General features: G+C 61.1%; 16 protein-coding genes and 1 tRNA gene. 4 read left to right on the top strand and 13 right to left on the bottom strand.

Going from position 1 to position 12,783, the window contains the following annotated elements; genetic code table 11:
• Positions 1 to 112: 112 nt before the first annotated feature.
• Complete coding sequence (locus HMPREF2896_RS12770; RefSeq protein ID WP_168165679.1) at positions 113 to 253, bottom strand: hypothetical protein; 141 nt, start codon at positions 251 to 253, stop codon at positions 113 to 115.
• A gap of 252 nt (positions 254 to 505) precedes the next feature.
• Here HMPREF2896_RS12770 and HMPREF2896_RS01380 point away from each other — a divergent pair, with 252 nt between their 5' ends.
• Entirely contained in the window at positions 506 to 820 is a 315-nt protein-coding gene (locus HMPREF2896_RS01380) for a DUF4288 domain-containing protein (RefSeq protein WP_070520233.1), read from the top strand.
• Here HMPREF2896_RS01380 and HMPREF2896_RS12290 read toward each other — a convergent pair.
• The 7 genes from HMPREF2896_RS12290 to HMPREF2896_RS01350 all read right to left on the bottom strand — a co-directional run bounded on the left by HMPREF2896_RS12290 (position 817) and on the right by HMPREF2896_RS01350 (position 5,695).
• Positions 817 to 1,080 (bottom strand): type II toxin-antitoxin system RelE family toxin, encoded by a 264-nt coding sequence (locus HMPREF2896_RS12290; protein WP_083311434.1) that lies wholly within the window; start codon positions 1,078 to 1,080, stop codon positions 817 to 819. The genes HMPREF2896_RS01380 and HMPREF2896_RS12290 overlap by 4 nt on opposite strands.
• A complete protein-coding gene (locus HMPREF2896_RS01375) occupies positions 1,064 to 2,146 on the bottom strand; it encodes a ThiF family adenylyltransferase (RefSeq protein WP_168165678.1) in 1,083 nt (360 codons plus the stop codon). The genes HMPREF2896_RS12290 and HMPREF2896_RS01375 overlap by 17 nt, the downstream gene beginning before the upstream one ends.
• A gap of 21 nt (positions 2,147 to 2,167) precedes the next feature.
• Positions 2,168 to 2,383: a hypothetical protein gene (locus HMPREF2896_RS01370; RefSeq protein WP_070444330.1), complete on the bottom strand. Its 216-nt coding sequence runs from the start codon at positions 2,381 to 2,383 to the stop codon at positions 2,168 to 2,170.
• Positions 2,384 to 2,449: 66 nt separating this feature from the next.
• Complete coding sequence (locus HMPREF2896_RS12605; RefSeq protein ID WP_141754744.1) at positions 2,450 to 3,451, bottom strand: hypothetical protein; 1,002 nt, start codon at positions 3,449 to 3,451, stop codon at positions 2,450 to 2,452.
• A gap of 216 nt (positions 3,452 to 3,667) precedes the next feature.
• The gene (locus HMPREF2896_RS01360; protein WP_070717091.1) at positions 3,668 to 4,087 is read right to left on the bottom strand and encodes a molybdenum cofactor biosynthesis protein MoaE; all 420 of its coding nucleotides are present in this window, start codon (positions 4,085 to 4,087) and stop codon (positions 3,668 to 3,670) included.
• On the bottom strand, positions 4,077 to 4,547 hold the full coding sequence (locus tag HMPREF2896_RS01355; protein ID WP_070717088.1) for a MogA/MoaB family molybdenum cofactor biosynthesis protein: 471 nt from the start codon (positions 4,545 to 4,547) through the stop codon (positions 4,077 to 4,079). Before HMPREF2896_RS01355 ends, HMPREF2896_RS01360 begins: the two co-directional genes overlap by 11 nt.
• Entirely contained in the window at positions 4,544 to 5,695 is a 1,152-nt protein-coding gene (locus HMPREF2896_RS01350) for a molybdopterin molybdotransferase MoeA (protein ID WP_070717085.1), read from the bottom strand. Before HMPREF2896_RS01350 ends, HMPREF2896_RS01355 begins: the two co-directional genes overlap by 4 nt.
• Before the next feature lie 40 nt (positions 5,696 to 5,735).
• Here HMPREF2896_RS01350 and HMPREF2896_RS01345 point away from each other — a divergent pair, with 40 nt between their 5' ends.
• A complete protein-coding gene (locus tag HMPREF2896_RS01345) occupies positions 5,736 to 5,990 on the top strand; it encodes a MoaD/ThiS family protein (RefSeq protein ID WP_070717191.1) in 255 nt (84 codons plus the stop codon).
• Here HMPREF2896_RS01345 and HMPREF2896_RS01340 read toward each other — a convergent pair.
• From HMPREF2896_RS01340 to HMPREF2896_RS01325, 4 genes are read right to left on the bottom strand one after another with little or no spacing between them, the layout of a single operon-like run.
• Positions 5,987 to 6,358, bottom strand: coding sequence for a phage holin family protein (locus HMPREF2896_RS01340; protein WP_039673133.1), 372 nt, complete (start codon positions 6,356 to 6,358; stop codon positions 5,987 to 5,989). The two genes, HMPREF2896_RS01345 and HMPREF2896_RS01340, sit on opposite strands and share 4 nt — an antisense overlap.
• Before the next feature lie 21 nt (positions 6,359 to 6,379).
• Positions 6,380 to 7,438, bottom strand: a complete 1,059-nt coding sequence (gene hisC / locus HMPREF2896_RS01335; protein ID WP_070717082.1) for a histidinol-phosphate transaminase — start codon at positions 7,436 to 7,438, stop codon at positions 6,380 to 6,382.
• 10 nt (positions 7,439 to 7,448) lie between these two features.
• Complete coding sequence (locus HMPREF2896_RS01330; RefSeq protein ID WP_070717080.1) at positions 7,449 to 9,122, bottom strand: alpha-keto acid decarboxylase family protein; 1,674 nt, start codon at positions 9,120 to 9,122, stop codon at positions 7,449 to 7,451.
• 13 nt (positions 9,123 to 9,135) lie between these two features.
• Positions 9,136 to 10,533 (bottom strand): amino acid permease, encoded by a 1,398-nt coding sequence (locus HMPREF2896_RS01325; RefSeq protein WP_083311436.1) that lies wholly within the window; start codon positions 10,531 to 10,533, stop codon positions 9,136 to 9,138.
• A gap of 113 nt (positions 10,534 to 10,646) precedes the next feature.
• On the opposite strand from HMPREF2896_RS01325, the gene HMPREF2896_RS01320 reads away from it, so the two are divergent.
• Together HMPREF2896_RS01320 and HMPREF2896_RS01315 are read left to right on the top strand one after the other, a co-directional pair.
• Positions 10,647 to 11,801 carry a PucR family transcriptional regulator gene (locus tag HMPREF2896_RS01320; protein WP_070717076.1) on the top strand — a complete coding sequence of 385 codons (1,155 nt, stop codon included), beginning with the start codon at positions 10,647 to 10,649 and terminating at the stop codon, positions 11,799 to 11,801.
• Between the two features lie 45 nt (positions 11,802 to 11,846).
• Positions 11,847 to 11,935, top strand: a tRNA-Ser gene (locus HMPREF2896_RS01315).
• A gap of 350 nt (positions 11,936 to 12,285) precedes the next feature.
• On the opposite strand, the gene HMPREF2896_RS01310 is transcribed toward HMPREF2896_RS01315, so the two are convergent.
• Positions 12,286 to 12,678 carry an NUDIX hydrolase gene (locus HMPREF2896_RS01310; RefSeq protein ID WP_070717073.1) on the bottom strand — a complete coding sequence of 131 codons (393 nt, stop codon included), beginning with the start codon at positions 12,676 to 12,678 and terminating at the stop codon, positions 12,286 to 12,288.
• Positions 12,679 to 12,783: the final 105 nt, after the last annotated feature.

The raw sequence follows: 12,783 nt of genomic DNA, 5'->3' as shown, positions 1-12,783 counted from the left end.
TAAAAACGCCATTTGCGCGGGGTAAAAGGCGTTTTTGGCTCTGAAAACGCCTTCTGGTTGATGCCTTTTACAAGATGCCATGTGGGCAGAGGAGATTGAGCAGGGGCTTGGTCTATGTGTCGTTGTGCTCCTGCCAGGCATCGATGCCGCTGCGAAGCGAGTAGACGTTGCTGAAGCCGCGGGCGCGCAGGGCGTCGACTGCTTGCGCGGAGTAGAAGACGGTGACACCTGCAGCGGTAGCGCTATGGCGCACATCAGGGCCGTTGCGTTGAGGAAAGACTTCGGATCGAAGCGGTCAGGGATGGGACCTGGGGCCGAGTCCTTGCGCCGCAGTTCGGCCCCAGCGTAAGAGCACACACCGCAGTGGTGGCGACGTAATACTGGCGGGTCTGCATGACAGTGAGCTTTCAAGGCGGCTGGCTGAGTTTTCCGCGTTACATGGTCTGGGTGAGCAGGTAGAGTCGAGTCCAAGCTGACCTAGAACCGGAAAGGACAGTAGCCGGCAATGGAACCTTATGTTGGAATTGTCGTGATGGAGCTTGCTAAGAAGTCCAGTTCATCTGCCCAAAGCTTCTTCCGCGAGGACTTTTATATTGTGTATGCGGAGTCGGACGAGAAGGCTCGAGAACGCGTTGAAGCGATGGCGAACGAGCAGGCCGATGGTGAGGACGTGAAGGTACGGCACATCGTGGATGTCGCGCCAGCCCTCTATGGTTATGTAGACCGCGATTGTGATCTCTACTCGCGGCACTTTGCGAGCCTAGAGGACTACGAGCGTTTCGAGATGAAGCTCGGCGGAACCGACCCGCTGGCTGATTAATCGTAGACTTCGCGTCGGTGACCTAAGTCAACAACGGTGACCGTGACTGTGTTTTCGTATATTGCCGCGATAACGCGGTAGTCCCCGACTCGCCAGCGCCACAGGCCGGATTTATCCCCCACGAGACCCTTGCCGCGCGAGCGCGGGTCTTCGAGTTCTGCCACTTCGCGAAGAAACCTGCTGACTCTCTTCTGCGTTGGTTTGTCTAACTTTCGGAAGGCTTTTGCACCGCGCGGCGTGAAGCTAATTCTCCACGCCACATTCAGCCTCTAGGTCTTCAAGAGAAATGGTCTCTAGCTCGCCACGGCGTGCGGCCGCTGCCTCGGACTCAAGCTCAGAGATGTGTTCCAACCAAGCGTCGATGCCGCCGCGCAGCGAGTAGACGTTGCTGAAGCCACGGGCGCGCAGGGCCTCGACTGCTTGGGAGGAGCGCAGGCCGCTGGCGCAGTAGAGGACGGCGAGGTCCTCAGAGTTTAGGGGCGGGTTGTGGCCGGCAAGGATCTCATCGAGTGGGAGGTGCTGCGAGCCGGGGATGAGGGAAGCGGCGCGTTCGGGGGATGTGCGGACGTCGATGAGCGTGGCGTCCTCAGGGATCTCGCGGACGTCGGTGGGGTTGTCGGGGCGCGTCGGGACGGCGCCGTTGGCGCGTACGGGGATGTATTCCCAGGTACCGGCGAGGGAATCGTAGTAGCCCAGCGTGCCGATGAGCGGGGTGCCGATGCCGGTGAGGAGCTTGAGGGCCTCCACCGCTAGGGCGGAGCCGGCCACGCCGACGACCGGTCCCATCACTCCGGCCTGCGAGCAGGAAGGTACCTGCGGGTCGGTGGGGAAGAGGTCCTCGTAGACCGGGCCGTGGCCGGAGTGGAAGACGGTGAGCTGCGCGTCGTATCCCAGAAGCGAGGCCCACACGTGTGGAATGCCCAGTTCGTGGGCGGCCCAGGAGGCCAGGTGGCGGGAGTAGAAGTTATCGGTGCCGTCGATGATGAGGTCAGCCCCGCGCAGCTGCGCCAGGGCGGTATCAGGCGTGAGGCGCGAGAACTGCTCGACGGTGCACTCGGGGTTGAGGGCGCTCAAGGCTTCAGCGGCGGATTCAGTCTTGGGCTGGCCCACGGTCGCCGTGCTGTGGATGACTTGGCGGTGCAGGTTGGAGAGGGAGACGGTGTCGTCGTCGAAAAGCAGGATGCGCCCCACGCCTGCGCCTGCCAGGTAGAGAAGGGCAGGCGAGCCCAGGCCGCCGGCACCGATGACGGCGACTGTGGAAGCGCGAAGTCGTTGCTGTGTGGAGGTTCCCCAGAGGGCTTCCTGACGTGCGTAGCGTGAACTCATTCTGAAGTGCTCCGAGTTTTCCTAGACTTTTGCCTTGATTTCTATTGTTTCCTGCAGTGGATTCTGATTAAAGAATTCGGTTTCAATCCCGGTTGGTGTCGATATTCTAAGCTCTGGCGGAATCGTGCTTCGTCCTACCTCGACGCTCACTCGAACGTCATGCACGCCCTTGATGGCCACCAGTGTGTTGACCTTGATGACGAGTTCATCTTTGTCAGAAATGTCGGCTAGGCGCATCAGCCAGGCAGTGGACTTGCGATTTCCATGCGAGGTAAAGAGCAGAAAATAAAGCTCTTCTAGGCATTATTCCGTCCGTTTATCGAAAGGGTAAATAGACATCGGAATTGTGTATGCACCTTTTGCAGTACCACCTTGCATAAGCTGGCTAAGCTTCGCGATATGCGCGCCATCCTTATCCGCAGCTGGGTCTTTGAATGTAAAAGAATGTACGCGAAGCTCCTCAGCACCTTCAATCGGCTGAGTCACGATATATAGATTTCCGCCGTCGATAGTTGCAGATACAGGACGGCGATCTGCGCCGATTAGCGGTTCAGTTTCTTTAACTTCCTGACGCTCGAGATCAAGTGCCACGATCGTTCCTCGACTCGTAAAGTACGACACGCTTCCTTCTTCGTAGCGAGAGGACCTATTTACGCCTGGTATCGGCAGCCTTTCGATATTTCCTTCGTGTTTTAAAGTTGGTTTTTCATTCGAGGTACCAACCGAGACAACATACGCACCACCAGTATCGTCAGGAAAAGAAATATATGATTTTTCTTTCCCACACCCAAGAGCAGAGAAGTATTCGGATGCGACTGTTCCGGCAGGTATATCAAGGCGAGATTCAGACAACAACCCGTCGCCTCCCATACGCACAAGCGTTAAACCGCTTCCGTCATCTTCATCACGTTCTATCCAGACAGCTTTTTCATCAGTACAAGCCCTTAACGCGACTGGTCTCCTATCGCGAGTTACCGTGCTTGTAGATTCCTTAGTTGCGAGCACTATGCGGCTCGCATACGGACTATCGCTCATGCCTTCGTTAAAAACAAACACTGCTGCTTTATTGTCCACAGAACCAGCAGAAGCTGTTTGGGTCGGTAGACCTAAACCTGCGAGTGGTTTCTCAGATTGTTTGCGAAAATCTGAATCAAAGACAACCAATTGATCCTTATCTGGAGCCACATACCCTTCACCGAGCCTCTCCATCGAAGGGTTATACACCGATGCAAGTTCAGCGAGAGAGTCCACCTCATCAGTGCTCGTTCCAAAAACATAATTGTGGTTGCTTACGGAAGGAGTCACAGACACAGCTCTAGCGATCCCGCCCCATTCCCAAGTGGCAAAAGATTTCGATGTCTGTGAACGCTCTTGCGCGCACGAAGAAACGACAAGTGCACAGACGCCTAGAGCGCAAACCGCTAGGAGTTTTCGAAGTAGTGCTATGAGCATTGCGCTTTCACTTTCTGGATCTAAGCCCATTTCCCGTCCGTACCGAATTCCGACAGTGCATACAACTGTTTATTCCAGGCCTACCCACGTGGTGGTGTCATCGGTATGCAGCTGTTCCTTCCAGATGGGGACTTCCGCCTTGACGCGGTCGGCGCAGGTCGAGGCTGCCTCGAAGGCGTCCTTGCGGTGTGCGGAGGAAGCGGCGACGATGAAGGCGGATTCGCCGATTTCTAGTGGGCCAGTACGGTGTGCGCACCAGAGGCGCACGGCGGGGAAGGCAGCGGCGACCTCGCCGGCAACGCGCTCGATCTCTTCTTGGGCGCTGGGGTGCGCGGTGTAGGTCAGGAGTTTCACACCCCGGCCGGAGTCGTGGTTGCGCACGATGCCGTCGAATAAAACGACGGCGCCGGTTTCAGCGGTGGCGATGTCCGGGGCGGAGATGGGCTCAGCGCTAATGTGGGCGCCGAGTAAGCCGAAGTTAGTGCTCATGAATGCCTTCCAGCTGGTTGATGATGTGGTTAAGCACCGGTTCGAGGACCGCGCAGCCGTCCTTGGCCGCACCCGTGGAGCCGGGCAGGGCCATAGCGAAAGTGGACCCGGTGACTCCGGCAACCGTGCGGGAGAGCGCCGCAGTGGGGATGCCGGCGGAGTGCGCGTAGAAGGCGTGGGCCAGGCCGGGGAGCTCGCGCTCGAGATGCGGGGCGAGTGCTTCAACGGTGCGGTCATCCGGTGTGATGCCAGTGCCGCCGGAGGTGAGGATGACGGAGGGGGCATCGGTGAAGGCGGTGGCCAGGGCGGAGTCGATGTCGGCGTCCGCGACGACGACAGGCTCCGGGGTATCGAAGCCCTGTTCACGCAGGAAGTTCACCAAGATGGGGCCGGAGCGGTCCTCGTACTCGCCGGCGGCGGCGCGGGTCGAGGCAACGATAACGAGTGCGCTGCGGGTCATGAGAGTGGGAACACCTCCACGAGGTCGCCGGCTGAAAGCTGCGTGTCAGCCGGGATACGGATGAGGGCGTTAGCGCCGATGGCCTGGGACATCAGATGGGAGCTGGTGCCGCCGAGGAAGGAGGCTGTTGCTGTGCCATCGGAAATACTGATAGTTCCACGGCGGAACTGTTCGCGGTTGTTGAGTCCATCCGCGGATTCAACAAGGTGCGCGCGAACTGGTTCCGAGGCATGGCCAAGGGCGGGCGCCAAGTAGAGGCGGAAGCTCACCAGCGTGGAGATGGGGTTGCCGGGGAAGCAGACCACGGGGACCTCGCCAAGGCGGGACAGGCCCTGTGGGCCGCCGGGCTGCTGCGCCACATGACCGAACCAGCCATCCTCTTCAAAGATTTGACGGATGACCTCGAATTTTCCGTGAGAGATGCCGCCGGAAGTAACGATGACATCGGGGCGGTGGGTAATGACTGCTTCGGCGAGGTCGGAGCGAAGAGTATCGGGATCGTCGTTCGTGCTCACGTAGCCGGCCACGTCGATGCCATACTGCGTGGCCAGGGCCGCGAGCATCGGTGCATTGGAATCGGGGATGGTCGCCTCCCCGTCGCCACCGATTTCAGCACCACCGGTGCAGATGAGGATGCGGGCGGGCGCGTACGTGAGGACCTCGGTCAGGCCCTGGGAGGCGAGGGTGGCGATGGAGGGGGCGTCGAGAAGCGCGTGCTCATTGATGAGGGTTGTGCCGGCCTTGACGTCGGAGCCCGCACGGCGGATGAACTGCTCAGGGGCTGCCGGCACAGTGACCGTGGCGCCCTCTTCCGGGAAGTGCGGGGGCTCGCAGTGCTCGACGGGGACGATGGTGACGGTGCCCTCGGGGATTTTCGCGCCGGTCATAATGGGGAGAGCGGTGCCTTGCTCGAGCGAGCCCGGGGGATCCCCCGCCGCGATAGTGCGGCCGACGGTGAAGGTGCCGCCGTCACATGTGGAAAGCGCATAGCCATCCATCTGCGAATTATCAAAAGGCGGAAGGTCCTGCTCCGCACGGTACGTCGCGGCGGCACGTCGGCCGAAGGCGCTGGTCAGGGGAGTGGACACCACCCGGGGTTGCGGAAGGGCCGCGCGAACGGCGGCGAGGTGTTCCTCATAGGTGCGCATCAGGTTCCTTCCTGTCACGGAGGCTGGCATAGTGGCAACCATGGTTGACATACACTACTTTGCCGCAGCTCGCGCCGCCGCGGGGCGCGCGCAGGACACAGCGCAGGCAGCGACGCTGGGGGAGTTGCTGGACGTGTTGCGTGCTCAGCATACCGGCAGCACCGAGGCCGGAATGAGCTTTGCGGAGGTGCTGGAGCGCTGCACCTTCCTGGTGGATGGCGCGAGCGCTACAGAGGACGCAGTGCTTTCCGACGCCTCCCGCGTCGACGTCCTCCCACCCTTTGCTGGGGGTTAGTTTCGGCTGCGCAGGGGACTAGTAAAGAAGTTCACCACGCCGGAAACGATCGCGAGAACAATCGCGCCGATGATGGCGGCGCCCCAGCCGTCGATGACGAGTGAGTCCATCAGCGCGCTGACGAGGAGCAGGACCGCGCCGTTAATGACGAGCGCGAACAGGCCCAGTGTCAGGCAGGTCAGCGGGGCGCCGAGGAAGCGGAGCACCGGGGTGACGACCTCATTGACGATGATGAAGACCGCCGCGATGAGCAGGAAATTCTGGGTGCTAGCGGGGACGATGTCGATTCCGGGGACAATCGCCACCACGGCCCAGAAGGCCACCGCGACGGCAATGACGTTGAGTGCAAAATTGATAAATGTCTTCACAACTGCACTCTAACGCGGAAACTACTCCTCTGCACTGAAGGCAGCGTCCCACGCCTTAAGCAGGATGTCGGTTTCCTCCGCCGTGGTGACGGAAATGCGCACGCCCTCAGGGAAGGCGCGGACGAGAACGTCATTCTCGGCAAGCTGTGCCGCAACGTCCTGCGGGGAGCCCAGCTTCGCAATGGAGTCGGCGGCGAACCAGATGTGATTGGCCTGGGATTCCGGCACGCCAAAGTCGGCGAAGTGCTCCACCAGGCGGTCGCGCTGCTCCACGGTCTCGTCGGTGCGCTCACGCAGCTCCTTCTGGGCGGCCAGCGAGGCCACAGCGCCAGCTTGTGCCACCGAGTTCACGGAGAACGGGATGGCCACCTTGCTTAGCGCCTCGATGATCTCGGCGTTGCCGAAGGCATAGCCTAAACGGATGCCGGCCAGGCCATAGGCCTTGGAGAAGGTGCGCAGGCCAATGACGTTGTCGTGAGTGTGGACGTAGTCAGTGGCCAGCGGGACGGCGTCGTTGCGGTTGTACTCGATGTAGGCCTCATCGAGCGCCACGATGACGTCCTTCGGGACCTTGGCCAGGAAGGCGTCGAGCTCCTCCTTGGTGATGATGGAGCCGGTGGGGTTATTCGGGTTGCACACGAAGATCAGGCGGGTCTTATCCGTGATGGCAGCCGCCATGGCCTCCAAGTCCACGCGGTGATCCGCGGTGAGCGGAACCTTGACCGGGGTAGCGCCCACGACCTGCGCGAAGATGGGATAAGCCTCGAAGGAGCGCCAGGGGAAGACAATCTCATCACCGGGCACCGAGGTGATCTGTACCAGCTGCTGGCAGATGGCGGAGGAACCCGCGCCGCAGGTGACCTGCTCCGGGGTGACACCAAGGTTTTCGGCGAGTGCCTTGCGGATTTCCACCGCGCCCATATCCGGGTAGCGGTTGACGTGCGCGGCTGCAGCCTCCATGGCCTTGAGCGCGCCGGGCAGCGGCTCTTGAGTTGCCTCATTGGAGGAGAGCTTCAAGGCGTGCTCGGCGTTCTTTCCGGGAACGTAGGCGGGCAGGGAGGAAAGGTCTGGTCGAATCATGTTTTCTACCTTAGGCGTTGCGGGGCCCACGAGGCCCGAAGTCGAAGTCAGCGGTCTGCGGCCCGAAGGCCTGAAGGCCCTTCGGCGCGTCGAAAGCATCAAGGCGCACCTCGAGGAAGGCGCCGCGCTCTGGGTGGGCGGCGATGTCGTCTAGGGCCTTCGCCAGCTCGCCCTCGGTGGAGGCCACGTAGGACTCCATCGTGGTGTCCTTCATGAAGGCCTTAGGCAGTGCGGTGTAGTCCCACATCTGGATCTCGTTGTATTCGCGTTCCATGCCCAGGATGTAGCGCTCGATGGTGTAGCCATCGTTGTTCACCAACACGATGATGGGCTTCAAGTCCTGGCGCAGGATGGTGGAGAGCTCCTGGGCGGTGAGCTGGAAGGAGCCATCACCGATGAAGAGAACATGGCGGCGCTCCGGGTTGGCCAGCTGTGAGCCCAGCACGCAGGGCAGGGTAAAGCCGATGGAGCCCCAAATGGTGGAGTTAATGTACTGCACGCCCTCGGGCATGCGCTGCTGGCCCAAGCCAATGTTGGAGGTGCCGGCTTCGGCGATGACCACGTCATCGTCCTGGATGAAGCCGAGCATCTGCGGCCAGATGCGCTCCTGGGTCAGCGGGGCATCCGGGTTCGGCTCGAAGGGCTCGGGTTCGAAGGCCGCGCTTGGCGACGTCTCGGCTTCCTGGATGCGGTCGAGGAGGACGTCGAGAAGCTCCAGCGTATTGATGCCCACGAAGAACTCGCCGTCGGCGTTGAGGTGCTGGTCGCCGAAGTTATAGACGCGGGCATCGGCCAGGTTGTGGGTGAAGGAGCCGGAGTTGACCTCGATGAAGCGCGGGTTCGTGGTGACCAGGAAGTCGGATTTTTCGATGCGCTCCTGCACGCCCGGTGCGGAGGCCGCACCGTTATAGGTGCCGATGAACAGCGGGTGGCGCTCAGACAGGATGGCCTTGCCGGAGGAAAGCTGGGAGTAAGGCAGCTGGGCCTTGTCGATGATGGCGCGGAGCTTCTCCGTGAAACCGTGGCGGTTGGTGTCCTGATCGATGAGGATGATCGGGTCATTGGCCTTCGCCAAGTGCTCCAGCACGTAGTCTGCGGCAGCGTTCAGGCGCTCCGGATCGGAGGGGGCGAGTTCGGTGGAGAAAGGCTCGTCGGGGACCTCGATGGTCAGGTGAGTGATATCGGAAGGAATCTGGATGTGCACCGGGCGCTTCTCGCGCAGGCAGGTGTGCAGGGCGCGGTCGAATTCCTCGACCACGTTCATGGGGGACACGCGCGTGGCCACTTCGGTGAAGGGCGCGAAGGAATCGAGCATGTTGGCAAAGTCGCCGTCGGCAAGCGAGTGGTGCAGGTTCCAGCGGAATTCGGTCGCATACTGCGGCGGCGCGCCTGCCAACGACACCAGCGGGACGTGCTCGGCACGTGCGCCCGCAATGCCGTTGAGCGCGGAAAGCTCGCCCACGCCATAGGTGGTGAGCAGGCAGCCCACGCCGCGTTGGCGGGCGTAGCCGTCAGCGGCATAGGCGGCGTTGAGCTCGTTGCAGGCGCCGACGAAGCGGATGCCCTCGGAGGCCTCGATCTGCTCGAGGAAGCTCAGGTTGAAATCACCGGGCACGCCGATGATTTCAGTAATACCGATGGCCTTGAGGCGGTCCAGGATGAAATCACCAATGGTGGTCTGCATGAGAGGGTCCTTTCTATGTGTTTCGTGCGTCGTGGCGCTTCTTCCCCAGCCAGATGAGTGCCAAGGTCACAATCCAACAGGGTAGGACAATGGCACCGGTGCGGTAGTCCGGCAGCATGAACATCAAAGCGATGACGAGGGCGAAGAAGGCCAAGCACAGGTAGTTAGCGATGGGGCAGAGGGGCGCGCGGAAAGCAGCATCCGGGCAGCGTTTGCGGAAGTTCAGGTGAGCTACGGCGATGGCGGACCAGGAGATGAGCTCCGCGCCCACGATGATGGCGAGGAGAACAATCAGGATTTTGCCCTCGAAGAGGAAATTAAGCAGCACGGCAGAACCCATGAGCAGGGAGTTGAAGAGCAGGGCGCGAACCGGCACGCCCTTAGCGCTGACGGAGTTGAAGAAGGGCGGAGCTTGGCCGCCGCGGGAGAGATCCCGCAACATGCGCGCGCCGGAGAAGGTCATGGTGTTGAACACGGAGACGGCGGCGACGAGCACGACGAGGTTGAGGCCCGTGGCGGCAGCCGTGATACCTAGGGTGCTCAGCGCGCGTACGAAGGGTGAGGTGGAAGTATCGAGTTCGTTCCACGGAGCGAGCAGCACGATGATGCCGATGCCGCCGACGTAGAAGATGAGGATGCGCCAGATCACGTTGTTGATGGCCTTGGGCAGGCTTTTAGCGGGATCCTGCGCCTCGCCCGCGGCGGTGCCGATGGAGATGATGCCGCCGAAGGAGAAAATAACAGCGACGAGGGAAAAGAGCACACCGGAGGCACCGTTGGGGAAGAAACCGCCGTGCTCGGTGATATTGCTTAAGCCCAGGGCCGGCTCCGGGGTGAGGCCAAAGATGATGGCCGCGCCGACGACGATCATGAGGATGAGCGCGGCAACCTTGATGAGCGAAAGCCAGAATTCTGCCTCGGCGAAGGCGCCGACGTGCACCAGGTTGATGGCGGTGACGATGACAAGAGCGACGAGGGCGGTGAGCCAGTGCGGGATGCCGGGGAACCAGAAATCCATGATGGTGCCAGCGGCGGTAAGCTCCACCATGCCGACAACGATGGTGGTAAACCACCAGTTCCAACCAGTGACAAAGCCGGCGATGGGGCCGATGTATTCGCGGGCGTAGGCGCTAAAAGAGCCGGCGACGGGGTGCTCCACGGCCATCTCACCGAGCATGCGCATGATGAGGAAGATGATGAAACCGCCGATGGCATAGGCGGCGATAACACCCGGACCGGCCTCCTGGATGGAGGCGCCGGAGCCTAAGAAGAGGCCCGTGCCGATGCACGAGCCAAAAGCGATCATCTGCAGATGACGCGACTTCATGCCGCGCTGCAGGCCGTCGTCTGTACTGGCGTTGTCGCTGGCGACAACGTCCTGTGCCCTGACGGAATTGTTGGTTGTGGTCATGTAGACGCCCTTCATGAACGTATATCTGTGACGTGAGTCATTGAACTGTAGGAGATTATTGCGCACCACAGTTTTGTTTGTCACTAGACAATATTCGGAAGTATCTTTGACATATGTCAAAAGTGACACCCCCGCAGCTGACGAGCATTCAGGATATCGTCGACGAATGCGCCCAGATCCTGCAGCGCTCCGTCGAGGTGACTACCCCCGCCATCGCGGTGATTGCCGCTAGTGCCCAGATTGGTGCCATCGATAAGAACCGTGCGGCCTCTATTCTTAACCGCACCCCGCCCCCAGAGCCGATCCCGTGGATGTTGAGCTTCGGTATTCAGGAGGCTGTGTTGCCGGTGCGCCTGCCCGCCAACCCGCGCTATGACATGCTGCCCCGCGTGGTCATCCCCTTGCGCCACGAGGATCGGCTCGTGGGCTACCTCTGGATTATTGATGAGCCCGCGCTGGGTGATGCCCCCTTGGTCCGCCTGGATTCGTTGCTTGCGCCCCTGGCCAGGCTTATCGACGAACGCGATGCGCCCCTCGCCGCCCGCGCCCAACAGCTCGGTGAGCTGGCCCGCGAGGTGCTTACCGGTGATCTGGCCGCGCTGGCCGGGGCGCGTGAGCGCGATCTTTTGCCCTCTGATGGCGAGCTGACCGTGCATCGCGTGCTGGTGGAAGGCGATCAGCGCGCGGTGGCCGTGGAACTTGCCCGCCCGCTGGTGCGCCGGCCCTTCTTGGTCGCGGACTCTCATGATTCCCTCGTGCTTGTCGAGTGCCGTCGCGATGACAAGGACACCGAGGCCCTTATGGAGGAGCTACAGAGTGCGTCGCTCGTCGCCGGCGCCGAGGTAGTGGCCCGCGGCTCGGCGCCGACGGCCCCGCAGGCGCGACTCATGGCGGACGTGGCCAAACTCTGCGGCCAGGACTCGCTGCGCTGGGAGGAGGCGGGCGCGTGGCGCCTGCTGCGCGGATGGGAGCTGACCCCCGCGACGGTGGTGGCGATGAGCCCGGATGCCGCGGTGCTTCTCGACGACCCCCGCAACTCCTACTGGCACACCCTGCTGACCTATTTTGAGCATTCCCGCAATGTCTCTGCGACCGCTAATGCGCTCTACATTCACCGCGCTACTCTGCATTACCGCCTAGACCGCGTGCGTGAGATCCTCGGGCCCGGCGTGCTCGATGATGGCTGGCGTTGCGCGGCTCTTTACGTTGCCCTCAAGCTGCACGCGGCGCTTCAGGGAAAGAATAGGGAAGCCCCATTTTGTCCATAGGGGAAGCGCTCAGGTAGAGTGATGGACGATTCATTGCGAATCGCTGGAGACGTGCCAGAGCGGCCGAATGGGGCTCCCTGCTAAGGAGTTGACTTACTTGCGTAGGTCCGGAGGTTCAAATCCTCTCGTCTCCGCAAACTACAGAACCCGAGTCATCGTTTCACTGGTGACTCGGGTTCTGCGTTTTGTTGTTTTAGATAGGCATTTCTGACTTCTAGTGGGCATCGAGTGCTTCCCACACGGCTTCTTTGTCGTTGAGATCGATAAGAGCCGGCCCTCCGCAATCGAAAGAGGGGAGTTCAGCCTTAGCATTCATGCAGTCTATGTTAGCCGAGGGGGCACTGGCGGTCGCTGGTCGCTGTAGAAAACGTGACACATGATGTCATCTGGAGCCAAGTCTCTCCAATTGTCCCCGGTTGGGGTACATTTTCGCATCTAAGGCCCTGATTTTCGAGATTTTGAGGCCTTATTTACGAAAACGGACCTACCCAGCCAGCGCGGGGAAGACGCGGTTACGCAACAGGTGCGCAAGCTCGCGGTCGGGCGCTGCTGGGTCGACCCAGGCGGTGTCGCCGATTTCGGCGGCCGCATGGGGTTCGTCGGCGGTGACGGTGCGGGTGCAGGTGAAGATGGTGCCGACGACGACCTCGCCTGGTTCGTTGGCGGCGGGAGCGTCGAAGGTGCCGAGTTCGTTGAGGCTCTCGGCGTCGAGGGTGAGGCCTACTTCTTCGGCGACTTCGCGCAGGGCGGCGTCGACAAGCGCTTCGCCCGCCTCGGGCTTGCCGCCGGGCAGCTGGTACTTGGTGGAGGACTTCTTGCGCACGGTAAGCACGTGGCCTTGTGGGTTGCGGATAACGACGGCTGCGACTTCAATCATGGCCGCCGATTGTAGTGGGGTAGTGAGGGTGCTAGAAAAATTTGTTTATCAATACAAGTTGGCGGGGTGTGGGCAAGGGTTTTGTTTTAGCAAACCATATCAACC

Origin of the sequence: Corynebacterium sp. HMSC069E04, from assembly GCF_001813175.1 — a bacterium.
GTDB lineage: Bacteria > Actinomycetota > Actinomycetes > Mycobacteriales > Mycobacteriaceae > Corynebacterium > Corynebacterium aurimucosum.
The sequence above is the reverse complement of the archived record's forward strand: the minus strand, read 5'-3'. Positions and strand labels throughout refer to the sequence as shown.

Bases quoted from the DNA above. Each gene is read 5' to 3' on its own strand.
- HMPREF2896_RS01380 (WP_070520233.1), top strand. From the start codon at position 506: ATGGAACCTTATGTTGGAATTGTCGTGATGGAGCTTGCTAAGAAGTCC.
- HMPREF2896_RS01375 (WP_168165678.1), bottom strand. From the start codon at position 2,146: ATGAGTTCACGCTACGCACGTCAGGAAGCCCTCTGGGGAACCTCCACA.
- HMPREF2896_RS01370 (WP_070444330.1), bottom strand. From the start codon at position 2,383: ATGCGCCTAGCCGACATTTCTGACAAAGATGAACTCGTCATCAAGGTC.
- HMPREF2896_RS01360 (WP_070717091.1), bottom strand. From the start codon at position 4,087: ATGAGCACTAACTTCGGCTTACTCGGCGCCCACATTAGCGCTGAGCCC.
- HMPREF2896_RS01355 (WP_070717088.1), bottom strand. From the start codon at position 4,547: ATGACCCGCAGCGCACTCGTTATCGTTGCCTCGACCCGCGCCGCCGCC.
- HMPREF2896_RS01350 (WP_070717085.1), bottom strand. From the start codon at position 5,695: ATGCGCACCTATGAGGAACACCTCGCCGCCGTTCGCGCGGCCCTTCCG.
- HMPREF2896_RS01345 (WP_070717191.1), top strand. From the start codon at position 5,736: ATGGTTGACATACACTACTTTGCCGCAGCTCGCGCCGCCGCGGGGCGC.
- hisC (WP_070717082.1), bottom strand. From the start codon at position 7,438: ATGATTCGACCAGACCTTTCCTCCCTGCCCGCCTACGTTCCCGGAAAG.
- HMPREF2896_RS01330 (WP_070717080.1), bottom strand. From the start codon at position 9,122: ATGCAGACCACCATTGGTGATTTCATCCTGGACCGCCTCAAGGCCATC.
- HMPREF2896_RS01325 (WP_083311436.1), bottom strand. From the start codon at position 10,533: ATGACCACAACCAACAATTCCGTCAGGGCACAGGACGTTGTCGCCAGC.
- HMPREF2896_RS01320 (WP_070717076.1), top strand. From the start codon at position 10,647: ATGTCAAAAGTGACACCCCCGCAGCTGACGAGCATTCAGGATATCGTC.
- HMPREF2896_RS01310 (WP_070717073.1), bottom strand. From the start codon at position 12,678: ATGATTGAAGTCGCAGCCGTCGTTATCCGCAACCCACAAGGCCACGTG.